Annotated in this window: 18 protein-coding genes; 11 read left to right on the forward strand and 7 right to left on the reverse strand. The window is 47.2% G+C overall.

All coding sequences use genetic code 11. The features are described 5' to 3' along the window. Positions 1–186 precede the first annotated feature (186 nt). The 6 genes from K6Q96_RS17560 to cspE all read right to left on the reverse strand — a co-directional run bounded on the left by K6Q96_RS17560 (position 187) and on the right by cspE (position 7,552). On the reverse strand, positions 187–4,107 hold the full coding sequence (locus K6Q96_RS17560) for a hybrid sensor histidine kinase/response regulator (protein ID WP_251881389.1): 3,921 nt from the start codon (positions 4,105–4,107) through the stop codon (positions 187–189). Positions 4,108–4,117: 10 nt separating this feature from the next. After that, a complete protein-coding gene (locus tag K6Q96_RS17565) occupies positions 4,118–5,119 on the reverse strand; it encodes a response regulator (RefSeq protein ID WP_251881390.1) in 1,002 nt (333 codons plus the stop codon). A gap of 117 nt (positions 5,120–5,236) precedes the next feature. Further along, positions 5,237–5,542, reverse strand: a complete 306-nt coding sequence (locus tag K6Q96_RS17570; RefSeq protein ID WP_251881391.1) for an AzlD domain-containing protein — start codon at positions 5,540–5,542, stop codon at positions 5,237–5,239. Next, positions 5,539–6,276 carry an AzlC family ABC transporter permease gene (locus tag K6Q96_RS17575; protein ID WP_251881393.1) on the reverse strand — a complete coding sequence of 246 codons (738 nt, stop codon included), beginning with the start codon at positions 6,274–6,276 and terminating at the stop codon, positions 5,539–5,541. Before K6Q96_RS17575 ends, K6Q96_RS17570 begins: the two co-directional genes overlap by 4 nt. Continuing rightward, a complete protein-coding gene (locus K6Q96_RS17580) occupies positions 6,239–7,150 on the reverse strand; it encodes a helix-turn-helix domain-containing protein (RefSeq protein ID WP_251881395.1) in 912 nt (303 codons plus the stop codon). Before K6Q96_RS17580 ends, K6Q96_RS17575 begins: the two co-directional genes overlap by 38 nt. 195 nt (positions 7,151–7,345) lie before the next feature. Next, positions 7,346–7,552: a transcription antiterminator/RNA stability regulator CspE gene (gene cspE, locus K6Q96_RS17585; protein ID WP_002536803.1), complete on the reverse strand. Its 207-nt coding sequence runs from the start codon at positions 7,550–7,552 to the stop codon at positions 7,346–7,348. A 554-nt stretch (positions 7,553–8,106) separates the two neighbouring features. Between cspE and mak the strand changes: the two genes are divergently transcribed. The 11 genes from mak to cscK all read left to right on the forward strand — a co-directional run bounded on the left by mak (position 8,107) and on the right by cscK (position 20,776). After that, positions 8,107–9,006 carry a fructokinase gene (gene mak / locus K6Q96_RS17590; RefSeq protein ID WP_251881397.1) on the forward strand — a complete coding sequence of 300 codons (900 nt, stop codon included), beginning with the start codon at positions 8,107–8,109 and terminating at the stop codon, positions 9,004–9,006. A 317-nt stretch (positions 9,007–9,323) separates the two neighbouring features. After that, a complete protein-coding gene (locus K6Q96_RS17595) occupies positions 9,324–9,878 on the forward strand; it encodes a response regulator transcription factor (RefSeq protein ID WP_251881399.1) in 555 nt (184 codons plus the stop codon). A 260-nt stretch (positions 9,879–10,138) separates the two neighbouring features. Next, positions 10,139–10,720 carry a chemotaxis protein CheW gene (locus tag K6Q96_RS17600; RefSeq protein WP_251881401.1) on the forward strand — a complete coding sequence of 194 codons (582 nt, stop codon included), beginning with the start codon at positions 10,139–10,141 and terminating at the stop codon, positions 10,718–10,720. Between the two features lie 16 nt (positions 10,721–10,736). Beyond that, entirely contained in the window at positions 10,737–12,854 is a 2,118-nt protein-coding gene (locus K6Q96_RS17605) for a CHASE3 domain-containing protein (protein ID WP_251881402.1), read from the forward strand. Between the two features lie 15 nt (positions 12,855–12,869). After that, a complete protein-coding gene (locus K6Q96_RS17610) occupies positions 12,870–13,781 on the forward strand; it encodes a CheR family methyltransferase (protein ID WP_251881403.1) in 912 nt (303 codons plus the stop codon). Further along, complete coding sequence (locus K6Q96_RS17615; RefSeq protein WP_251881404.1) at positions 13,774–15,330, forward strand: chemotaxis protein CheB; 1,557 nt, start codon at positions 13,774–13,776, stop codon at positions 15,328–15,330. The genes K6Q96_RS17610 and K6Q96_RS17615 overlap by 8 nt, the downstream gene beginning before the upstream one ends. Further along, a complete protein-coding gene (locus K6Q96_RS17620; protein WP_251881405.1) occupies positions 15,327–17,090 on the forward strand; it encodes a chemotaxis protein CheA in 1,764 nt (587 codons plus the stop codon). Before K6Q96_RS17615 ends, K6Q96_RS17620 begins: the two co-directional genes overlap by 4 nt. A 78-nt stretch (positions 17,091–17,168) precedes the next feature. Next, the gene (locus K6Q96_RS17625) at positions 17,169–18,122 is read left to right on the forward strand and encodes a hypothetical protein (RefSeq protein WP_251881406.1); all 954 of its coding nucleotides are present in this window, start codon (positions 17,169–17,171) and stop codon (positions 18,120–18,122) included. A 109-nt stretch (positions 18,123–18,231) separates the two neighbouring features. Then, the gene (locus K6Q96_RS17630; protein ID WP_062663446.1) at positions 18,232–19,176 is read left to right on the forward strand and encodes an SPFH domain-containing protein; all 945 of its coding nucleotides are present in this window, start codon (positions 18,232–18,234) and stop codon (positions 19,174–19,176) included. A 3-nt stretch (positions 19,177–19,179) separates the two neighbouring features. Continuing rightward, a complete protein-coding gene (locus K6Q96_RS17635; protein ID WP_251881408.1) occupies positions 19,180–19,680 on the forward strand; it encodes an NfeD family protein in 501 nt (166 codons plus the stop codon). A gap of 166 nt (positions 19,681–19,846) precedes the next feature. Next, entirely contained in the window at positions 19,847–20,776 is a 930-nt protein-coding gene (gene cscK / locus K6Q96_RS17640; protein ID WP_251881410.1) for a fructokinase, read from the forward strand. On the opposite strand, the gene K6Q96_RS17645 is transcribed toward cscK, so the two are convergent. Next, complete coding sequence (locus tag K6Q96_RS17645; protein WP_251881412.1) at positions 20,777–23,407, reverse strand: hybrid sensor histidine kinase/response regulator; 2,631 nt, start codon at positions 23,405–23,407, stop codon at positions 20,777–20,779. Between the last annotated feature and the right edge of the window lie 11 nt (positions 23,408–23,418).

Here is a 23,418-nt window from a genome sequence, read left to right on the forward strand (position 1 = left end):
ATAGTTATTGGTTTCCGCCTGTTAGGCGGTTTTTTTCTTATTTGTTGAATAGTTTAATAAAACCAGCCATGTTGACCAGTAGGTGCTTAAGATAGTGGAGCTCGGTTTGCAATCTTGATAAAAAGAATGCAATTAGCGACCATTTTACACTTGCATAATCGCAAATGTTCTACTAGCGATGTGTGACTACTCATTAGGCCTTTCAGGCCTACTGGCAGACATTCGTTCGCAGAGTTGTACTGAGCTACGCTGGATTTTTTCGTACAACTCATCGGGTCGGTTTCCACCGTCGAAATTGTATTGCTCCAACGCTTTGCAATCAGTAGAGAAATCGACTGCACCCACCATCAATGCTGCTCCCTTCATTTTATGGGAGATTTTCTTTACATCGACATAGCGTTCGCTTTCCCAGGCTACAACTAACTCTTTAATGTCGCTTTCCTGTGTTGAAAGGTATCGGTCAACCAACATGCCTATTAGCTCAGGATCATCGCCTGTGCTTTCTTTTAAGGTTGATAGATCAAACGGCTCAAGAGTTTCATTCTCTACGTCTGACTGTTGTAGTTTTATTTCAGCAGCTGTTGAGGCTTGTGCTTGCACTGGCTGTGAAGTCTCAAGTGTAGGCGCAACAGAGAGGATTTCTGAACCGGGCTCAGGCTCAGGCAAGAAGCTGTTCATGAGCACAATCAAGTCATGTTGTTTAAACGGTTTTGCTATGTATTCGGTCATTCCTGCATTGAGGCATTTTTCGCGGTCACCACTCATGGCATTGGCGGTCATTGCGACAATTGGAACTTCGGGCAGTTTGTTTTCGGCTTCCAACTGACGAATTTTCCGGGTTGCTTCGAAGCCGTCCATCACCGGCATTTGGCAATCCATAAAAATCATGTCGTAGCGGTTGGACATGAAGCGCTCAAAGGCGATGGAGCCATTGTCTGCAATCGTCGTTTTACAACCCAGCTTCGTAAGCACCGTATTAATGAGTTCTTGGTTAACCGGATGGTCTTCTGCAATCAGCACCGACAATCCTTTGACATAAAGACTGTTGCCGATGTTACGTGTAGTTTTCTCCTGTTGTGTCATCTGACGGAAAATTTGTTCGCGGCTATGCCCTTGGGCATCGAGTTTGATAACGGCCGATAACGTTTCGTAGATAGACTCAATGTTAAACGGCGAGGTAATTGCCGCTGAGATGGCCTCTGTGTTTTGCGTCAACACACCTCGAATGTCAGCAAGGTAAATGACCATGTGTGAATTACTTTGTGGCAGCAGTATGGATTTGAGCTTCTCCAGCGAAATCGTGTGATCAAGCAAAGTGACGTCGAACTCTCCTGATTGCAATGCTGAAGACGCGACGTTTTCATCTCGAGCAACAGTGACAGATAAACCTAAAATGTCGAAATATTGCTGTAGGTTGCTGACCTGACTGACACTGCGCGAAATCAACAGCGTTTTGATTCCCTGTAAGGAGGAGATATCTGAAGGTATTTGCTCGGGTGATTCATCAGGCACTTTGATTGTAAAACGGGCAGTGAATATGGAGCCCTGACGAATCGCACTTTTAGCCTGAATATCGCCTCCGAGAAGGTCAGTAAACTTACGACAAATAGGAAGACCAAGGCCTGTTCCCTGATACCGGCGCTTGCTTGAGTTATCAATTTGGGAAAAGTTTTCAAATGCTTTATTAAGCTGAGCTTGTTCAATCCCGATACCCGTATCGGTGACCTTGAGTTCTATCTCGCAATCGGAGCCACGACGACTGAGCTGTGTAATAGACACATCAACGTAACCACTGTCGGTAAACTTTGCGGCATTACCTGCCAGATTGACCAGTATTTGCCTTAACTTGGAAAAGTCCGATGTGATGAGTCGTGGTAGTGAAGGGTCAGTGAAGGTTGTGAAGCTAACATTGTCTTTCACTCTAGGTGCGACGATGTTGGTAACATTTTCAATCACTTCATGGATGCAGAAAGTTTCCTGCCGAACCGTCATTTTGCCCGCTTCGATCTTAGAAAGGTCGAGCACATCGTTGATGATATCTAACAAAGCATTTGCTGACACTGTGATAGTGTCGTTGTAGTGTCTCTGCTCGTACGAAAGTTGGGTGTGAGAAAGCACTTCTGACATACCGATAATGCCGTTAATCGGCGTGCGTATCTCGTGGCTCATCATGGCAAGAAAATTGGATTTGGCCTCGTTAGCCTGCTCCGCATCATTCTTCGCGCGAATCAGCGCATCATTCACCTCTCTGTTGAGCTGCGTCTGGCGGTCAGAATAAAGCATGCTACAGATGCTTTTCACGACGGGGGCAATCCAATTCACGATCTCTTCAGTGTAGGGTTCTTGACGTCCCGCCAACACAATAACACCGACTTCTTCGCCCATGGTCACCAAAGGAAGCAGGGCGTAATGCTCAAAAAAATCGTTGCTGTCGTTCAGCACACCTTTGTGCAAGGACGAAAATTCAGTTCGCTTAAGCTGAATACTTGACTCTGCAAAAGGAAGTAACTGAACGGGCAAGCCTTTAAATTCTTTATTTAGATTAGCGACTTGATGTTTAAAAAGAACTTTCTGATCGCCACCCTTTATCGACAACATCGCAGTGAGCTTACTGTCAGTGAAAGTGGCGAGTACCACCATTGCTTTTTTGAATGACCGCTCAGAGTTACCTGTGGTCATATACATATCCTGAACAGAGTTGAAGACAGAATAGAGCGCGTTACTCCTGCTTAGCTTGGCTTCCATTCTCGTCCGCTGCGTGATATCCCGGACGTTCATGACAACGTAATCTTGATCGCCAATGCGTTGTTTATTTCCTACCAGATGCAGGAATAGGGTGTCATCGGTGCCACCTTCAAATATTTTGCTTGCTTCTTCATTGTCGAGAGTATTTAGGTATACCTGACCTATGGTTTCGACCAAAGTCTGGTTGATTTCGTTACTGAGAGTATTCAGTGGCGCTCCATTTTCCGGCACGCTCGGTAAATCAACCAGCGTCGATGCACGATGGTTTACCGTCATCACGTTGCCACGGCTGTCTAGCACAATTACGCCGTCGGCATAGTTCCGCAAGATAGATTCAAGATACTGCTTGGTAAAACCAATTCTTAGCAGTGATTTGGCATGTTTGACGAGGAAAAGTACAAATGCGGCAGTCACGACAAGGAATGCTACCGAGAGGTAGTTGCGGGTATAGGTGACAGCACTGAGCGCGGTGCTTGCATCAAATTCAATGACCAATCCAACGGGGAGTTCTTGATGCCATTGCCATGCGCCAATCGATGACTCTGGGAGATGTCCTTTAAACCCTTCTGAATTGACGCTGATGTTTTTGTCTGAGCGATAGAGTAAGTCTGAAGGTGTTTCTCTGGTTCGGTTGGTGGTTTCAATCGTTTCCGGCAACAGGTAGCGATTCTTTGTAGGGGCGATGACTTCGCCATCATTATCGACTGCGAAAGCAATTCGGGAAGGGATCGCTTCCTGACTGAAAAACAACTTGTCGAAGTCTGAACTTTTCCGGGTTGCGACTAAGACAACGGGATCTTTGTCGTTGTCACCATTGAAGAAGGCGAGTGCCATGAACACCTCCGTCAATGGTTTATCGTCATCGGACAAGTGAGGTGGGCTAACAAATATAGTCTGCCTCCTCACCATGGGAACAATATCTGGGTAGGTATCAACAGCGACGTGTGAAAACTCATAAGCCAGCTCAAGGAGGATGTCACCCTCAGGGGAAAAAAGGGTGACTTCGTCGAGTGAAAATGATTCTCGATACAAATCCAGAATTTTTGTTACTTCGCCAGCATTTGTTAATGCATCTCCATAGAATGCACCGCCTATATCCAGCGCTTGAATCAACTGATTGTCAGTCGCAATAATGCTCAGTTCTCTCTCGCGGTGATGGTACCAATCATCAACAGACGAGCTGAGATTACTAATTTCTGTGGTGAGAAAGTAGGAGAGCTTTTCCTGGGTATCTTGATAGATAGAGCGATAAAACCACAGGAAAGAGAGCAGCAGAATAATGACGACAGCACCGCCGCTAAGGAAGAGTTGGGCCAGCGTATAACGGGACTCCTGGCTGGCTAGACGGAGGTTGTTAGCCATTTAGTCCTCGTCAGATTTGCATTTCAAAGATGGATTTGTACTTGGTGTCTTCCTGGACCACATGTTTTACCCACCAGAAACGTAGCAGACGGAAAAAGTCTGTTTTGTAAAAGCTGGGATCAGCCTGACACTTGAGCACCACAAATTCAGCCTGTTTGATCAAACGTGCGTGCATGTCTTTGTGCATCTTAAGTCTTGGGTAGTCTGCTTCCGTCAGCAAGGCCTCTTCCTGGTCAATATGGTGAGCGACGTAGTGTTGGAAGCGTCTAGAAATGTCTTCAAAGCCGTTGCCATCATGGTGATTGACCACAAGCTCGTAGGTGTCGTTGATAATAGCGAGCAACTCTTTGTTGCTTTCATCCAACTCTCTATGCCCGACAGTAAAGCGGTCTTGCCATTTAATGAATTTTTTACGGTTGTCAGGCTCTGGCTGCCCTTCGGCAGCTGGGGAAGCTAGAGGTCCGGTTGATGGAAAATCAGGTACGCTTGGTGCTTTGTGCTCATGAATCAGCGCATCAACTTCTTTTAGGTCATCGTCGGTAAAGGCTACTGTTCCATTGACCTGAAATGCTGTCGACTTCGCTGGATCCTGCTCATACATCGAAAAGTAATGTTCGACCGTTTTTTTTGGCTTGGCTTGCATGGAGAGCTGGTTGATTCGCTCCTGCAGTGACTGTCTGTTCACAGGCTTTACAAGAAAGGCATCAACATCAAAAGCAATGCACTGGGCAATCACGCTTTCTGATGCGTTGGCAGTGAGTATGATAATTGGGATGTCGTGAGGCAGGCCGTAACGACCACTGCGGATCAGTCGCAGCATCTCAAGGCCGTCTATAGGCTCCATTTGTAAATCAGTGATAATAAACGATGGGCGCTCATGGTAGAGCTTGGAGATTGCATCAGCGCCATCAATAGCCATGATGCAATCATTAAAGCCGAGAGACTTCGCCATAATCGCGATGGTTTCCCGGATCATTTCATGGTCATCAACAACTAAGCACTTCTCCAGCATTTACAGCCTCTTCAAACCTATACTATCCCCTATTAAGGATTAGCCTAGAGAGCTGATTTTTCAATGAAAGAGGCGCTGGTTTTGAAAATGAGATTATTAATTCTGATACAGATCCCGTTAGCGGATTAACCAGAAGAAAATCATTGATATTATGACCGTTTTCAGGGTGCTAAGACGCATCAGGCTGAGCACACATACGAACACACCCGCCAACAAAAATGGATTATCGATAGATATGTCGATGTTTCCCTCAGGGAAAAGGAGAATGGGGGCGGCTAATGCAGTCAGGACTGCCGGCGCTGAATATTTCAAGATACGTTGCATCACAGGTGTCACTTTGAATGGGATGCTTTGTGCAAGAAAGAAATATCTAACGGAAAATGTAATGCATGCCATACCAATGATCAGAATCCAGATATTCATTTACTCTTCCCCTCTTTCTTGTTGCGTGCTGGCACAACGCTTTCACACACGAAACCAGCCACCATGCCTGTAACAGCCGCAGCAATCAAAGCGTTACCAAAACCTGCCAGCGTAAATATTGTCATTGCCACGAACGAGACCAATACACAGACCAATACTGGAATATCTTTGATGGTTGGAATGACCAAAGCGAGGAATGTCGCTGCAATGGCAAACTCGAGCCCAAACTCTTCGATATTCTCGAACTGTGTGCCACCGAGCACACCTAATAGCGTTGCAAGGTTCCAACATAGGTAGAAAAAAGCGCCGCTGAACAGGGCATAGTGTTTGTCGAACTCTCCCGTTTTTTCAATCTGGGCAGCGCAGAGCGCGTACATCTCATCGGTCAACAGGAAACCGAGTGCTACTCTCCATTTGAAAGGCAGTTGGCGGATGTACTGGCGGAAATTCACCGAGTAGAGCAGATGGCGCGCACTGATCACAAAGGTGGTACTGAAAAGGGTGCTTCCCGGTACACCAGCTCCCATCATGGTCACACCGGAAAGCTGTGCGGCACCGGCAAATACAAACAATGACATGGCTTGTGCCTGCAAAGGTGTTAGTCCCATTTGAACACCCAGTGAGCCACAGAGCACACCCCAAGGGACCACCGCCACGCTGAGCGGAAACATATCAGCGCAGGCGCTGAGCCAAACTTTATTCTTCATGGGGAATGCGGGATTGTCCTTGTTCATGCGAATCCTTCGAATGGGGGAGAATGCTTTCAGTTTTATCAGCCACCCGAATAGAAGAATTGGACAAAATTGCTTTCTGGTACTGCTTAGGCGTGACGCCTATGGCGCGACGAAAATGACGGTGGAAATGGCTTTGGTCGTGAAAGCCGCAAGAGATAGCACAGTCGGCAATGCTGAAGCCATTTTTCATCATCTGCTGCGCTTGGCGAACACGCTGCTGGATCTGGTAGGCATGAGGCGGCAATCCATATCGTGCTTTAAATTGTCTGACTAGATGATATGGACTGACACCGGAAAGCTCGCTCAGGGTTTCCAAGCTCACGGTTTCCGTTGTGTTTTGATGCAGGTATTCGCGCACCAATTCCAGTTTGGGACCAATCTTGACGATGTCTTCTGGCAATTGAGGACGCTTGTTGAACCGGCATGTCAATGAAAGTAGAACATGATGAGTGAAAGTTTCAGTAAGCAGCTGATCTTCATTTGTGCGCAACAGGGAGAAGAGCATTAAAAGTTGGTTGGATAGCTTGGGATCTTCTTCAACGGCGGAAGGAAAATAAGGTACTTTGGATGCAAGCCCAAGATCTTTTGAAACGGATTCAAATTGCGCCTCGGTGGGATACATGGCTTCGTAAGTCCAGCCGCCTTCAGTTGCAGAGTGGCCATCATGAACTTGGTCTGCATTGACAAGGATAATGCTGCTGGCTGGCGCGACGTGATACCCACCGGTTCGCCAAAAACGCTGCGCGCCTTCGCGAATCACACCGACGGTGTAGCCCTCATGGGTGTGGCGGGAAAAAGCTTGTTTCTCGTAGGTTGCTTCTAACACCTCCAAGCCGCCTAAAAGAGGGGACGATTCAAATTTCGCGCGTTCCATTGCACTCCTTGCTTTACCCAAAAAAGATTGGGTCAACAGACCCTAGAACGAGTATACCGAAAGCAGCCGATAAAAATTTGTACAAAATTGCGATAGTGGCAGCAGGCGAAATGAAAAAAGAGGAATATTTGGTGCTCAGATAAAGAAAAAGGACGCCACGGGGGCGTCCTTTAAAATTCTCTGCGAGAAGAAAAATTATGCTTTTTCTACGTTTGCAGCTTGTGGGCCTTTTTGGCCTTGTTCGATTTCAAAAACTACTTTTTGACCTTCAGCCAGAGTTTTGAAACCTTCGCCAGTGATAGCGCGGAAGTGAACGAAAACGTCTGGGCCATTTTCTTGCTGAATGAAACCAAAACCTTTTTCTTCGTTAAACCACTTCACGGTACCGGTAGATTTAGACATGTTGTCTCCTGAATATATTTCCATTTGTAACATTGCGCGAACGCATTAAGACCTTTTATTAATGAATCACTTATGGTGGCAAATGTAGCGAATATCTTCAGGACAACTTACTTTTGCGAAGGTAGGGTGTAACGAAGTTTTCAATTGCAGCATAAAGAGCTCTATTAACCAGGCCGAACGATAGTACCACAGAGGTGCCAATTGTATAGCTAATTTATGGCTCTTCTGCGTCACCTTGTGCTTTAGGTCCGCTCTTTCTTCGCAAAACGCACTGAAAGTTGGCGAAATTAAAGACAACTTAAAAATAGTCTGATTTCGCGGAAAAGAAAGTGAGACATCTCTCGATTTTCGAAAGGAAAAGTGTATTTGTTCTAAGAATCATAATGTTAGCCGTCTCTTTAAGGCGAAACTGTCACAGAATTGTCAAATATTCGGTCAGAAAGGACCTATCCTTTTGAGACAGCCAGCTCTGATGTTTCGAACCCGTCACTGTTTGATTAAATGGAAAAAAATAAAATCATCAATAAAGAATCAGAAGTTTGGGAGGACATTAAGTGAAAATTGGGATTGATCTGGGCGGCACAAAAATCGAAGCCGTTGTTTTAAACAATAACGGTGAACAGGTTTTTGTAGAGCGTGTTCCAACGCCTCAGCATGACTATCAGGGAACGTTGGACGCTATAAAAGGGTTGGTCGATCGGGCAGAAGTAGCGGTTGGCGAACAGTGCACCGTCGGTATGGGGATCCCAGGTACACTTTCTCCAGTGACAGGAAAAGTAAAGAATGCCAATTCAGTCTGGCTCAATGGCCAGCCACTCGATAAAGATTTGGGGGCTCTCCTTGACAGGGAAGTTCGCATCGCGAACGATGCGAACTGTCTAGCTGTCTCTGAAGCCGTTGATGGCTCAGGTGCGGGTAAGCACATGGTTTATGGCGTGATCATCGGTACAGGTTGCGGCGGCGGTATCTCGATTGACGGTAAGGTGCATGCTGGCGGCAATGGTGTGGCAGGTGAATGGGGGCATAATCCATTGCCCTGGCAGACCGAGCAGGATCGCTATCATGCGGAGCATATTCACTGCTATTGCGGCAGACCCAGCTGTCTTGAAGTGTTTATTTCCGGCACAGGGTTCTGGAAAGACTTCGAGCTGATGCATGGTGAAACACTACGTGGCCCCGACATCATGGCACGTGTAGAGCAAGGAGATAAAGAAGCGGAGGCTTGTATTCAGCGCTACGAAGATCGCTTGGCTCGCGCTCTAGCATCTGTTGTTAATACTCTGGACCCAGACGCTATTGTGTTAGGCGGCGGGATGTCCAATGTAGACCGCATCTATAAAAACGTCCCATTACTTATGAAAAAATGGGTCATGGGTGGAGAGTGCGACACACCCATCGTGAAAGCTAAATACGGTGACTCCAGCGGCGTTCGTGGCGCAGCCTGGCTCTGGTAATTCTTCTTCCTGGCATGGTGTCTCCGCCATGCTTTCAGTAACATTTTTTCATTACCTCAACGAATCCGTCTAATGCATCAATACCCAAACGACCTGAAGATGCTCGCATTGAGGGCCTCCCCTCGGGCAAGTTGACTGACGTCGTGCTCTTTGTTGTTCCTTTTTGATGGAGGTGACTACACCTGTAAAGGAACGCCGCGTTCACAACGTCAGTCAATCTTGCTGAATCCTGCATCTTCAGGTTGTTTGGGTATATAGTTACAAGGTGATTCTCACTTCTAATACTTTTAGTGTTTGATGGCATGGTAAGGGGACGTATGAAGATCATTTTTGCAGACGACATGGCAGACATGCGTGAGAACATTCTGGAGTCTTTGGGTGCGTTGGAAAAAGACTTTGGTCCATTTGAAATCCTTGGGCAGGCAAAAGATGGTAGAGAACTTATCGCTCTGGCTGAACGCAATCCCACTGTCGATTTGGTCCTAACTGACCTGAGGATGCCCAACATGGATGGCCTATCCGCGCTGGTTTATCTGAGAGCGAATTGCAACATTAAAAACATCGTCGTCATTTCCAGCGAGAGTCTTGTCTCTATTTCGCAGGCAGAGAAGATAAAGGTGGACGCCGACACAGAAGAAAAGCTGGCGTTGCTCGATAAAATTGCCCACCGCGTCATTGATGATGAGGTTGTGGAAGGCAAAATCAGTTCCATTCTGATTGGTTGTGAGAAGCTTAGATTAGACCCTATTCAGGTCGTCGAGTACTACGGTGCTACTGGCTACATGCGCAAACCCATCACAAAGAGAAAAATGCATGGTTTGTTTGAAGAGCTGAGCCAAACAGACTCTTTCATTAATATCGGCATTGTTTAAATCCGTTAGCTGGTTATCTGCTCGTTCCAGCAGATAACTGCCCCTGTTTCTTCCACGTTTTTCCCCTCTCTTTCATGCTGTTATTGATGCTGTAAGCTTACGTTTAGTGCCTATTGATAGCTTTGACATTGAGACGTGCTGGCCTACTGTTAAATCAATACCTCAACATTTTCTCAAAAATAAAACATGAGGGTGCCGTAATCATCGGGTGTTCCCAACCCGTTGTTTTTGTTTGAAGCCTGATGCTTGAAGGGCAAGTCATGGACAGTGTAGCTGAACGTTATCCGGACAAAGGGCTAGACCTGAGCACCGGATCCAAAGAAGCCGATCATCACAGCGGAACGAGGTTAAAACAGAAAAATCTCATTTTCTCGCTGGCTGATGAGCAATACGGAATACCGCTTTCTTCTGTGAAAGAAGTGATTGGTATGGTGAAAGTCACCCCCATTCCTCATATGCCGTGCTTTTTCAAAGGTCTTATCAATCTCCGCGGGAAAATCATTTCTGTTATTGACCTCAGGTTAAAGCTCGGGCTTGAAGAGAAAGCCTATGAGCCTAAGAAAACCGCCATCATCATCAGTGATGTTAACTCCTTGACCGTAGGCACCATAGTGGATGATGTGAATGAGGTTGTGGGTTTCACGGATGAACAAATTGAAACCAAGCTCGAAATATCCAGCAGCATCAAACGTGAATATATCCATGGCGTAGCAAAGGCGGATGACAACAGCCTGGTGTTGTTGCTCGATATTCTCAACGTGCTTGAGCCGGAAGACTTGGATCTGATTAGCAAGCAAGTATCTGCGCAGCCAACGTCAGGCGGTGCGGATTTCGATATTTAGCAAGAGGATACAAGTCATGCTGGAAAACCTTTCCTTACGGGCAAAGATTGTTTTGGGCAATGCGGTAGTGCTTCTGTTCCTTATCGCTCTAGGGTTGTTAAGCCTCAATAGCATTAAAAGTCTTAGCGCCACAGAAAAGTGGGTGGAGCATACCCATGAGGTTATCAACAAAGCGCAAAACCTGATTACCGCCGCCATCAACATGGAAACGGGTATGCGTGGCTATTTGTTGGCAGGGGAAGAGCAGTTTCTTGAGCCCTACAATGAGGGGCAACGGGAATTTGAAAACATCGTCAAAGAACTCAAAGAGAAAGTCATCGATAACCCCCAACAGGTTTCTTTGCTTGAAGACGTGGAAACAACCATTGCTGACTGGCAACGTAATGTGACTGATGATGCGATTTTACTGAGACGTTCCATTGGCAACGCCAAAACGATGAACGATATGAGCACGACCGTGGGTGAGGCGAAAGGGAAAGCTTATATAGACAGACTGAGAGAACTGATTGATAGCTTCATTGCCCAACAGCGGGTTGTATCGAACCAAAATTTCTCTTCCTCCCAGCTTGATGGTAATGGGCAAAGCATTGATGAAGTTGTTGCCAGTGCTCTGCTGATTAAGGTAGCGGCCCTTGATATGGAAACGGGGATGCGAGGATTTTTACTCTCAGGACAAGAAGCTTTTCTCGAGCCCTACGTACAAGGAAATAGCCAGATAAACCGCTTGCTGATAAGCCTCAAATTGGAAGTGAGGGACAACCCGATTCAGCTTTCCGTGCTTGAAGATATCGAAGAAGTGGTCGCCGATTGGCGAGGTAATGTGGCAGAAAGCTATATCGCTTTGAGGCGCGAGATTGGTGATGCCAAAACCATGGACGATATTTCTGATTTGGTGGCGCAGGAGCGTGGAAAGCAGTATTTCGACAAGTTCAGAAGCCAAATGGGCACTTTCATCGAGCGTGAGGAAACTCTGATGGCAGCCCGAACACAAGCCGCGCATGAAAGTGTCACCCATACCTACATCACCATCATTGCAGGCATGGTGTGCGCAGTGATTGCTTCCATTATCGTTGCTTACTTCCTGAGTGCGGCGATCATGCGTCCGTTTAGAGACATCTTCAAAGGCCTGACAGTGTTCAGTTCTAAGGAATTGAAAGAATTAAGTCAATCTTTCAATGACGTAGTAAAGCGTATGAATAGCGGGGCATCGAAAGTCGCGATGATTGCTGGAAACATCGAGGATGTCTCCCAGAACCTTTCTCAAATCACCAACAGACAGGCCAGCTCGGTAGAGGAAACATCAGCCAGTGCTGAGGAAATTTCCAGCATGGTGCAGAACAATGTCCAATCGGCCGAACATTCACGGGATCTGTCACAAGAGGTTGGGGAAAGGATGACAGATCTCGACGAGGCCATGTGTCAGATTTCCGAGTCCAACCACAAGATCTCAGAACTGGTGAAGATCATCGCTGAGATTGGTGCGAAGACAGAAATCATCGATGAAATCGTCTTCCAGACCAAATTGCTCTCGTTTAATGCGTCGGTCGAAGCAGAGAGGGCGGGTGAGCACGGCAGGGGATTTGCTGTCGTTGCTCAGGAAGTGGGAAATCTGGCTCAAATGAGTGGGAAAGCTGCGACAGATATTTCCGCCATCGTGAAACAAAGCATTAATGAGGCTGAAACTATCGCCAAAGAAAACACCAGTCGTGTGGAAAATGGGGGCTCTATTGTGTCTGAAACGCGACAACAGGCGCAGTCAATGGTCGAAGGCGCGACCAGTATTTTTGAAGCGTCTAACGAGCAAGCCAGAGGTATTCAGGAAATCAGCAATGCGGTTGAGTCGATTAACAAAGCCACACAACATGCAGCGTCTATTGCGGATCAGGCTTCGAATTCAAGTTCTGAATTGACCAGACAAGCTGCAGATCTCAATAATCTGGTCTCGCACCTGAGCAATTTCCTGTGTGGGCACGATGTGGAGACCAAGGCAGAGAGCCTGCAACCAACACCTAAGAACTGGCAGGAAAACCTTGAGCCGGATTACAGTCGCCCCACCAATGTTCGCCCCTCTAAGCTCATGAATGATGATGTAACTATGGAAGGGGATAACCAAAGTGCTTGGAACAGATTGTAAGTAAGGCCTTGGTCTATGGTGCAGAGATCCGACCCTTTTAACGTCAAAGCGATTCATAACGTGACCGAAAATGTCAGCCGTTTTGATGTTTCTCGGGCGAAGCTGTCTCCAGGTGAATTCCGGCACTTTGCAGATTTGATATACCATCATGCGGGGATTCGAATCTCTCCCGACAAATGCACTATGTTGGAAAGCCGTCTGAACAAACGCCTCCTCACACTTAAAATTCACTCGTTCAAGCAATATGCCGACTATTTGAAAGCCGACATGAGCGGACGTGAATTAACTGAATTCACCAACGCCATCACCACCAACAAAACCGAGTTCTTTCGGGAGGCCTATCACTTTGAGGTGTTGAAAAAGGACATTGTCGCGCGCCATCGCTCAGATTCAGTGTTTATCTGGTCAGCAGCCTGTGCCAGTGGAGAGGAGCCTTATTCCATTGCAATGATATGCGATGCACTCCAGAAGGAATTTCCCAGTTTTGAGGGCAAAGTCCTAGCGACTGATATTGATACTCATAGGCTCGCGATGTGTGAGAGCGGCCGTTACGAAAAAGAAAGAGCAAGCGAGATCCCCATCCAGTTTAGGCATCTCTGCGTTACCTTCTCTGACAATCCGAATGATGACACATTTGAGATGTCTGATGTGCTCCGCCGCCAAATCAAATTCCGCCAACATAACCTGATTCATTTCTCTGAAAAGTTTGGTATTCAGTTTCATTACATTTTCCTACGCAATGTCCTGTTTTACTTTCCTTCTACGACTGGGGAAAAAGTCGTCCGTTCTTTGTTGAGCCAATTACAGTCAGGGGGGCTGATTTTTGTCGGTTTGACAGAAACATTGAATAACATGGAGCTTGGGATAGAACAGGTAGGCACCTCGGTCTACAGAAAAGTGGCAGCGAAAGGGTGTGGCGATGGCTGATACCCAGATCAGTTCTGGTGAGCTGTGTTTCTTCTTTCGCAAAAACGCCTGGATGCAGACATTGGTGGGCACTTGCGTCACGGTTTGTGTCTGGGATAAGGAAAACCGAAGCGGCGGTATGTGTCACTACCGACTGCCGAGTGCGCCGGATAACTTTGCCAAAAACAGCGATGCCAATGACTTTGGTTGCTTTGCCATTCCCAACTTATTACGTCGGTTCAAGCACACCTCTTCGCGGCTCGAAAATCTGACGGCCTGGGTACTTGGCGGTGCCCAACTCAACGGTGGCGACTTCCTACAGTCACAGCAAATTGGTGTCAGGAACATCTCAGTCGCGCTCGAACTGTTGGCACTCTATGGTGTGCCTGTGCTTGGTGTGTCAATTGGCAGTTCAGAAGGGCGACAAGTCCGTTTCAATCCCTTCTCCGGTGAAGTGGACTTTCGCTTTGTTGCCGAGCAATATCCGCCATCCAAAAACTGCCACTCCGGGAAAACGAAGTGGCACAGGGTTTTTACGACGCAGACTGCGCTAAATCAAGATGCTTTTGCTGAAGTGCTGGAAGAGAGAAATGGCCTCAGCATAGAGGGTTTCTCTGATGCCGAAACCCTATTCGAGCAAGCCTCAACATTGCTACCAGATACGATTGTGATCGATACCCATCAGCTTTCAGGAAATCAAAGTTTAGGCAGCGTAAAGAGTGGAGGAAGTGTTCCCACCATTGTGATTTCTCCAAATGTGAGAGCACTAACGGGCGCTGAGTTCCACCAACTCAATCAGGCGGTGGGCAGGTACCAATTTGTAGCGACACCGGCCACCTTTAATCAGGTTTTGGCCTCTGCGCTTGCTACAAAAGCCTGGCTTTATGAAATGGGAAGATGTGAGGACATGCTCGAACCACGCCAAACCCCCGTTCCTGTCGACACGGTGGTGCTCCTTGGCGCGTCAACAGGGGGAATAGATGCGTTGGATTGCGTGGTGAAAAATCTCCCTTGTCCGTTTCCCCCCGTTTGTATTGTTCAGCACATTCCGTCCGACTATTCACACTCATTGGCGGAGAGGCTCAACAAATCGTCCCGGCTTTGTGTGCGTGAAGCAGAAGATGGCATCCTGCTGGAAGGTTCTCATGTGTATGTGGCGCCGGGAGGAAAGCATCTCAGGCTCATGCAGCTGCCGGATGAGCGGGTGGTAGTGAGGATTACCGACGACCCATTAGTCAATGGCTTTCGACCGTCAGTGGACTACCTGTTTCAGTCTGCACTCAGGATCAAGAAACTCAAGAAAGTGGCAGCCCTGATGACAGGAATGGGAAGGGATGGCGCCATGGGGCTGTTGAGCCTCAAACGTGATGGCGCGTTCACTATCGCTCAGGGTAAAGAGAGCTGCGCCGTTTATGGCATGCCGAGAGCTGCGAAAGAGCTGGGAGCAGTATGCCGAACCGTTCCTTTGATTGGCATCGCAGGCGCGATTGAAGCGGCGGTGAAATCATTTCAAACACAGGGTTCAGAAAACCTATCCAAAACGGCGGCAATGAATGGGGATGAAGGATGAGAAGAAAAGCATCGCAAACGACCCATTTAAAAGCGCTGGCAGAGAAAGCCCAGCATATTGAAGCTCTAATAGATGACACTGCATCGCTTTCCAACATGAATGAGGAAATCGAGCAGTTAATGGCTTTCCATGAAAGTTACCAAGCCAATGACATGACGCCTTATCGCGCTATCGATGATTTGCTGCTGAATATTCAATCGCTGACAGATTATCTGGCTGCAGAAAATAGTGAGCTGGATGGGACGCTCAGCGAGCTTTTAGCGCGGGCCATTCATGCGGTGGCTGAGGACTTCCGCTCGTTTATCGACGGTAAGCTTAACGAGGAATATACCAACAATAAAGAATCCTTATTGGCCGATATGGCGACCTATTTTCTGAATAAGGAAACCTTTGATATCCGTTTCTGTGAAGATACCTTTGCGTTCGAAGGTGATGTGGCGGATGAGTTGGCTTATCTCTATTCTTTGGTTGAACCGGAAGGTCAGGAAAGCACATCTAGGGCATTGTCAGGAAGAAAGTTTCTGTCAAAAACCAAGGCGCCAACGAACTCCTCTCTCCAGTCTAATTTCGAGCAGACCACACGTGTGAAATCACAGCTGCTGGAAAAGCTGATGAGTCATACCGAAGAACTGGTTCAGATACGTAATATGATGGTCGACTTGGCCGATCAGGAAGACAACCAGCGCTTGACTGAGCTTTCTAATAAGTTGATGACCATCTCTGACAACATGCTGGGGGATCTGCTGAAAACCCGCATGCGCCCCATCGGTAATTTATTGAGTAAATACCGGAGAATGGTGCGTGACCTTTCCAATGAGCTAGGGAAAAAAGTCGACGTTGAGATCATCGGTGAGAACATCGAACTCGATAGCAATGTTCTGGATGCCATTAATGAGCCGATGACCCATCTGGTCAGAAATGCGGTTGATCACGGTTTTGAAATGCCAGATGAACGCATCGACGCTGAGAAACCAATGATTGGTCGACTGCTCATTAACGCCTATAACGAATCGGGCAAGGTCGTCATTAACATTCAGGATGATGGCAAAGGTATCGATATCCAGAGAGTGCTGAATAAGGCCATCAGCACGGGGGTAATTTCACAAGAGCAAGCAGCCCGGATGTCAGACAAAGAAACCATGGAGCTGATTTTCCATTCTGGGCTTTCCACATCGGAGCAGGTGAGTTCCGTGTCTGGTCGTGGTGTGGGAATGGATGCGGTGAAACGCAAAGTGGAGGAGATAAAGGGCACTGTCGATATCTACTCCGAGTTTGGTATCGGTACCGAAGTTTCACTGATGTTTCCACTGACAATGGCAACGCTGAAAGTGGCCTTACTTCAAATCGGTGGTTTGAACTATGCCATCCCGTCTTCTGAAATCTCTGGGATTGTCGGTGTCAGCCGTGATGATGATGAAATTTCCATCCGGTTTGATAACGGTGCTGCCACCATGCTGAGGAAAGGCACTGTCACGCCTTTGATTGAAGCGAAGGATTATCTTGGTGCGCTGGCGAGTGAGGAAAGCTTTCAGTCTTTGTATGAACAAGGGAAGTCAGTCAGTGTGGTGACCTTTAAAGACAGGGGTCAGCACTGGGGGTTGGTTGTTGATGATGTGCGTGCGTTTTTGGATATCGTGATCAAACCACTAGATAAAAGTATGAATCAGGAGAAGATTTTCTCCGGTGCCACCGTGTTAGGGAATGGTGATTTGGCACTGGTCATCAACCTAAAGAAAGTGCTGCGTTTTGCGCGCTACTGATAATCAGCGACCTTCATCCGGGTTGCTAATTTTGTTCTTATACTTAAGACAGATATGGTTTCTAGATTGGGGTGAACGATGAAAATTCTCGGAAGCTTTTTGCTGGAAGCGGGATTGATTTCAGCCTCCGATCTTGCCGACGCCATGGTTGAGCAGGTAAGAAAAACACCACACAGCGTAGAGATTCTCTATGAGAAAGGCCTGATTTCTCCCGAGCAACTTCTTGCGATTGTTACGCTTCAAAATGATGAGAACCTGGATTTCAGAACCGCTTGCCTGCAACTTAATATTTGGAAAAGTGAGTTTATCGACATCATCAACAAAGAAGTCGAAAAACGCCGGGGAACATTAGGTCAACTGCTTGTAGAAAGAGAACTTATTGACCCACCTGTTTTGCTGTCAGTGATTAAGCAATATCACGCCTACCGTTCTGAAAATAATAACGACTTTGCGCTTTTCTCTGAAAATACCATTTTGGATTTGGCCGAGGAGTCCGGCAGTGACGGTGCGCCTACGGTTAACTATGAGCCGGATTTCTCGCAAGCGTCTGAGGGCACCACCTCTGAATATCTGGATCTGTTCTCAGAAGAGAAAGAGATTGCTCTCGAGTTGATGATCCTGGCGATTGAAAAACTGGGAAGTGACAAAAGCGAGGATTCGCCGGAAGAGCTTTTGGATAAGTTCTTTACTGAGTATCACTCACTGAAAGGGACTGCGAGAGGGATTAGCGCTGTGTTGACGGAAAACCTAATCCACGAAGCAGAGGATGTGCTCGCGTTCTACAAGCGTTTCTTGCACAAGTTTGAGAGTTCAGATTTCTCCGCTTTGGCTGCAGTGAACCTCAATGTTTTGGATGTATTGAGCCAACTGAGGAATGAACTGGTCGTCACGGAATCCGAGCAGAGCTTTTGGGGTAAAGAGGATAAGAAAGCGAAATACCTCAAAGTGTTGGAGGATATCCATAAGCTCAATCATGAACTTCAAGGGCGTGGTTACAAAGTGGACATTGAAGAAGTCAAAGACATGTTCTGATTTGGTGCATTAATTTTCTCCCCCCGTCTCAATTTCCATATATTGATGCACAGTGAAGGCACCCCATTCGATATGATGGATGAAATTTCAATCAGTTGGGGTGGTAAAAATGGATTTTCTGGAAATCTTACCTTCACTCATCAATACCTGGGTCATTCTTGCGGTTTTGGTGGTTATTGCACTGCGTTCAGCAGTCAAATTTGTTCCTCAAAATACAGCGTATGTGATCGAGCGTTTTGGTAAATACAACAAAACCATGGAAGCGGGCCTGAACGTGCTGGTGCCGTTTATTGACCGTGTGGCGTATGTAAGAACCTTAAAAGAGCAAGCGTTCGATGTGCCCTCACAGTCAGCAATTACCCGCGACAACATCTCGCTGGTTGTGGACGGCGTACTCTACATCAAGGTGCTGGATCCTGTGAAAGCGTGTTATGGCGTTGATGATTACATCTTCTCCGTGACACAACTGGCGCAAACCTCTATGCGTTCTGAGATCGGCCGTATGGAACTGGACAAGACCTTCGAAGAGCGTGAAAGCCTTAACACGGCTATCGTCTCTGCTATCAACGAGGCGGCGCAGCCTTGGGGTGTACAGGTGCTGCGTTATGAGATTAAAGATATCGATCCACCTCGCTCAGTACTGGATGCGATGGAACGTCAAATGAAAGCAGAGCGTGAGAAACGTGCTGCGATTTTAGAATCAGAGGGTGCACGTCAGGCAGACATCAACGTCGCCGAAGGTCAGAAGCAGGCACGGGTACTGGCAGCAGAAGCAGAAAAATCTGAGCAAATCCTGAAAGCAGAAGGTGAAGCTCAGGCGATTCTTGCTGTTGCACAAGCGCAGGCGGAAGCACTAGAAGTGGTTGGTCGCACAGCTGCAACAGAAGAAGGTCAAAAAGCTATCCAGCTTGACCTCGCAGACAAAGCGATTGAAGCGAAAAAAGCGATTGCGAAAGAATCTTCCGTGGTCTTGCTGCCTGATAGCCAATCAAGCGCAGCATCTCTGGTGGCGGAATCAATGAGCATTATCAATAAGCTGAATGCCGGGAAGTAACCGATGGATTTAATGTCATACTTGCAAACCAATCTGGCGGAATCGACCATTATTATCGGTCTGATTCTTCTGATCATTGAAGTCTGGCTATTGGGGCTTTCAACCATCGTCCTGCTGGCACTCGGTGTGTCTGCGATTGTTACGGGTGGTTTGGTATGGGCAGGAGTTTTCCCAGAGACCCTAACCGCAGTTATCGCTGGTTCAGGTATTGGTGCAGGTGTGCTAACAGCAATCCTATGGGGACCGCTCAAACGTTCGCAAAAAAGCCCTCGCCGTGAGTACAACATTCACAGCGACTTTATCGGGTTGGTGTTTGATCTTGAAGAACAGTTAGATGCCGATCATCCTGTCACGGTGAAATACTCAGGTGTTAGCTGGAAACTGGTACTTGGCCCAAAACACCTAAGCAACATTGTGCCTGTTGGTGGTTCGGTGAAAGTGATAGCCGTTGATGTTGGAAAGTTTATGGTAGAGCCTGTAGACGTCCAGAGTAACGAATCCTGAAATAGCTCTAACTTGGCGAAAAATGAAAAGGAAGCTGATTACGCTTCCTTTTTTCTTTGGGAGCAAAAAATCCAATAAACAAAGCACCTTGCACTGTGCCCCTTGGGTATAGTTGACATCGCGACCTATGCTAAACCGTAGTAAATTCAGACAGGGATAAGAGTTGATGAGTAAAGTGTGGTTAACGGGAGATGCGGTGGTTGATTTGATCCCTGATACAGAAATGACTTACCTGAAATGCCCCGGCGGGGCGCCTGCCAATGTGGCGGTTGCTGTGGCAAGACTAGATGGTAACGTGGGATTCTTTGGCCGTGTTGGAAACGATCCTTTTGGCCGTTTTTTGGCGCAAACGCTGAAAAAGGAAGGCGTGGACATCGATCATCTGGTTTTGGATGAAGACAAGCGGACTTCAACCGTGGTGGTGGACTTGGATGACAGCGGCGAGCGCAGCTTCACTTTTATGGTAAAGCCGAGTGCTGACCAATTTATGAAGCCAGAAGATATTCCTTCTTTTAGCCCGGGAGACTGGTTACACACTTGCTCAATCGCTTTGGCTAATGAGCCAACACGCAGCAGCACCTTCGAGGCAATATCGCGTATTAAAGCGGCTAGCGGCTTCGTCAGCTTCGATCCGAACCTTCGCGATGAGGTTTGGCAGAACCAATCTGAGATCATCCCTGTAGTGATGCGTGCTGTCGCGATGGCGGATGTGGTGAAATTCTCAGATGATGAATTGCTGTTCCTGACCCAGAAAAGTGTACTGGAAGAGGCTTTGGCTGAGGTGAAAGCGTTGGGTATTCCGATGATTATGATCACTCGGGGTAAAGAGGGCGCTTGGCTGATGCTGGATGGCGTTCGGTCGCTTATCACCGGAAAAGTGGTGAGCCCGGTTGATACTACAGGGGCGGGAGATGCGTTTGTGGGTGGTTTGCTGGGGTATTTTTCCCGTCTTTCCGGTGATAGCTGGAAGCACGCAGAAACGGCAAAAGAGGCAGTGGTCTGGGCAAATGCTTGTGGCGCATTGGCGACCACACAAAAAGGTGCGATGACCGCACTGCCAGACCTGGTGAGCCTTCAGGTTTTTATCGATAGTTAATCATGTTTTTGCAGCTTCGGTTTTTGAAGTGGCAGCTTGGTTCAGAGCGTCAATCAGATCTGCGCGTTTTAGGGGTTTGGTGAGGTAATTGTCCATGCCCGCGCTGATTGCCCGTTCAAAATCTTCTTTTCCTGCATGAGCTGATAGCCCAATGATGTGTAGCGTAGGCACGTCGTGCTCTTTTTCAAACTGACGAAGTTGGGCAGTGAGCTCATACCCGTCGATGATGGGCATGGAGACGTCTGTAATCAGTATCTGAAATGGATTTTCTTTGTAGTGAGAAAGGGCTTCAGCTCCACTTTCCAGATAAGTGACATTATCCGCTATACCAGTTAGAAATATTTTGGTTACTTCACGGTTGTAACCAATGTCGTCCACCACGGCGATAGGAATCGAAGCCAGAATTCCACTTTCCTGTTTGGATTCATTTTGCGTTGGTCTCGCTGATGGAGGCTCAATCATTAAAGATAATTGAAGCTCTTGTAGCAACTGGTTCATACTCAGGGGCCGGATGATCAGTCTTTGCTCATAGCCACTTGAACTTGAATGGAAATCGGCCAGATTGGGTATAATGCCAACCCAAGGGCAATAGGGCTCAGGTGAAAGATCTTTTACTTCGGATGCAAGGATTATCGCAGCGTCAAAGGTGATTTTGGATTCTTCAAGCACATCCAGTGTGGTGAAGTAAGTCACTTTTGCCTGCCAAAAGCTAGCATAACTGCTAATCAAGGGCCTGTGTAAAGGATCGGCGTTAATCACCGCGATATGTTTACCATTCAGTGCGCCTTCTGTGTTTTCCATTTCTTCATAAGTGGGCAAAGTCAGCGAGAAAGAGAACTTACTCCCTGTGCCGAACTCAGATTCGACCTCAAGTTCTGAACCAAAGAGCTCCAGCAGGTTTTTTGTGATAGAGAGTCCAAGACCAGTCCCTTCATAGCGACGGGTGGTAGAGCTATCAACCTGCTCAAAAGCTTTGGTGACATCTTTTATTTTGTCCTCTTGAATACCTATGCCGGTGTCTTCAATCGTAAGGGTATATGTGGTGCTGTGACTATCCTGATGATACTCCCCCCGCATCAATACGCGTATATAGCCATGCTCTGTGAACTTCACGGCGTTGCTTAGAAGGTTGTTGAGCACTTGTCGAATGCGAAGCTCATCGCTTTCCACTTCGGTATTTAATTCAGGTGGAATATCGATAACAACCAGCAGATCTTTACTTGCTGCGGCAATGGCAGCTAGCGATGCAGCTTCCTCAATGGTATCGGTTAAACTGAATCGCTCTGAATCCAGCTTCAGCTTTTTTGCTTCCAGCTTGGAGAAATCGAGAATATCGTTAATAAGCTGTAACAGGTCTTTGGCAGACGAGTAGATAATGCCTGCAAATCCTGCCTGCTCTTTGGTTAGTGAAGATTCTTTAAGCATTTCGGACATGCCGATAATGCCATTCATCGGAGTGCGGATCTCATGACTCATATTGGCAAGGAACTGCGATTTGGCTTCGGTGGCATTACGGGCGGCAGAAGCGGCTTCTTTGAGCATTTCTTCGAATTCGTGGCGTTCGCTGGCATCACGGACAATCAACACATACCGGTCAGTCATCCCGGCGGCATTGATGATAGGGAAGGCGGTTATTTCCGTCTGGAAAGGTTCGCCAGTGCGGGTAAAGCATTCTGCTCTGACGGTGATTCGTTCACCCTTATTGATAGCCTCCCGCAATTGGTAGGCACCCACTTCAGACGTATGTTCTCCAAATAGGAGTTCCTGAAAATCCCTGTCACAGGTTTCCCGTTCTTTGTAATCGAGCAACTCATTGAGTGCGTCATTTGACAGAGCCACATAGCCATCCAGATCGGTAATCAAATATGCTTCGTGGGATTGTTCAACGATTTCTGCCAGCATTTTGTTTTGTGCGGCAAGTTGCTTATATCGGTTTTTTTCTTGCGAAAGCTCTTCATAGGTGTGTGAAAGCGCAACCGACATATCGTTAAAAGCATTAGCGACTTGAGCAATCTCGTCTTTACCTTTTACGCGTACAACTTCTCCCGGGCCGTTTTTCTGGATTTTTAACGCTCCCTCTCGGAGGGTGAGGAGCTGTTTAGTGAGTAATGATCCAAACACGAGGGAAAAAAGCGCCACCAACACCATTTCCAAAGCAGCGATAGACACAGCGCTTTTTTGTGCATCTAGTATTAGTTGGCTGAAGGCTCGAACATCCAAGCCCACTTCAATCTGACCGACGGCATACTCATCTATGGAGACGGAATAACGAATGTCATAAATACCATCAGTCGCTTCGGAAGGGAGTTGCTCATAATTTGGGGCAACTGAGCTTTCATGGAGGGTATTGGCCTCAGCCAGCACCTGTCCCTGCTCATTCATAATACGGATATATGCTATATCGCCATTACGGATGGCTTCATTGGTGAAAGCGCGAAGGTTGGCGAGGTCAGTAGAGATGATGGCGTCGCGTACGGCTATAGCGAATGTTTGAGAAAGTCTTTCACCGTTGCTTATAATTTGCTGCTCGTTGGAATCTCTCAGCCAGCCAATACCAGAAACGATGAGCACCGCGAGCAAGATCAGCTCGATAAGTGCGATACCCAGTATTGTCTTGAGGCGAAACGTCATCGAATTACAGC

The organism is Grimontia kaedaensis, from assembly GCF_023746615.1.
Classification (GTDB): Bacteria; Pseudomonadota; Gammaproteobacteria; order Enterobacterales; family Vibrionaceae; genus Enterovibrio; species Enterovibrio kaedaensis.

What these genes read in the sequence shown, in the direction of transcription:
- K6Q96_RS17560 (WP_251881389.1), bottom strand. Translation starts at nt 4,107, where the DNA reads ATGGCTAACAACCTCCGTCTAGCCAGCCAGGAGTCCCGTTATACGCTG.
- K6Q96_RS17565 (WP_251881390.1), bottom strand. Translation starts at nt 5,119, where the DNA reads ATGCTGGAGAAGTGCTTAGTTGTTGATGACCATGAAATGATCCGGGAA.
- K6Q96_RS17570 (WP_251881391.1), bottom strand. Translation starts at nt 5,542, where the DNA reads ATGAATATCTGGATTCTGATCATTGGTATGGCATGCATTACATTTTCC.
- K6Q96_RS17575 (WP_251881393.1), bottom strand. Translation starts at nt 6,276, where the DNA reads ATGAACAAGGACAATCCCGCATTCCCCATGAAGAATAAAGTTTGGCTC.
- K6Q96_RS17580 (WP_251881395.1), bottom strand. Translation starts at nt 7,150, where the DNA reads ATGGAACGCGCGAAATTTGAATCGTCCCCTCTTTTAGGCGGCTTGGAG.
- cspE (WP_002536803.1), bottom strand. Translation starts at nt 7,552, where the DNA reads ATGTCTAAATCTACCGGTACCGTGAAGTGGTTTAACGAAGAAAAAGGT.
- K6Q96_RS17595 (WP_251881399.1), top strand. Translation starts at nt 9,324, where the DNA reads ATGAAGATCATTTTTGCAGACGACATGGCAGACATGCGTGAGAACATT.
- K6Q96_RS17600 (WP_251881401.1), top strand. Translation starts at nt 10,139, where the DNA reads ATGGACAGTGTAGCTGAACGTTATCCGGACAAAGGGCTAGACCTGAGC.
- K6Q96_RS17605 (WP_251881402.1), top strand. Translation starts at nt 10,737, where the DNA reads ATGCTGGAAAACCTTTCCTTACGGGCAAAGATTGTTTTGGGCAATGCG.
- K6Q96_RS17610 (WP_251881403.1), top strand. Translation starts at nt 12,870, where the DNA reads ATGGTGCAGAGATCCGACCCTTTTAACGTCAAAGCGATTCATAACGTG.
- K6Q96_RS17615 (WP_251881404.1), top strand. Translation starts at nt 13,774, where the DNA reads ATGGCTGATACCCAGATCAGTTCTGGTGAGCTGTGTTTCTTCTTTCGC.
- K6Q96_RS17620 (WP_251881405.1), top strand. Translation starts at nt 15,327, where the DNA reads ATGAGAAGAAAAGCATCGCAAACGACCCATTTAAAAGCGCTGGCAGAG.
- K6Q96_RS17625 (WP_251881406.1), top strand. Translation starts at nt 17,169, where the DNA reads ATGAAAATTCTCGGAAGCTTTTTGCTGGAAGCGGGATTGATTTCAGCC.
- K6Q96_RS17630 (WP_062663446.1), top strand. Translation starts at nt 18,232, where the DNA reads ATGGATTTTCTGGAAATCTTACCTTCACTCATCAATACCTGGGTCATT.
- K6Q96_RS17635 (WP_251881408.1), top strand. Translation starts at nt 19,180, where the DNA reads ATGGATTTAATGTCATACTTGCAAACCAATCTGGCGGAATCGACCATT.
- cscK (WP_251881410.1), top strand. Translation starts at nt 19,847, where the DNA reads ATGAGTAAAGTGTGGTTAACGGGAGATGCGGTGGTTGATTTGATCCCT.
- K6Q96_RS17645 (WP_251881412.1), bottom strand. Translation starts at nt 23,407, where the DNA reads ATGACGTTTCGCCTCAAGACAATACTGGGTATCGCACTTATCGAGCTG.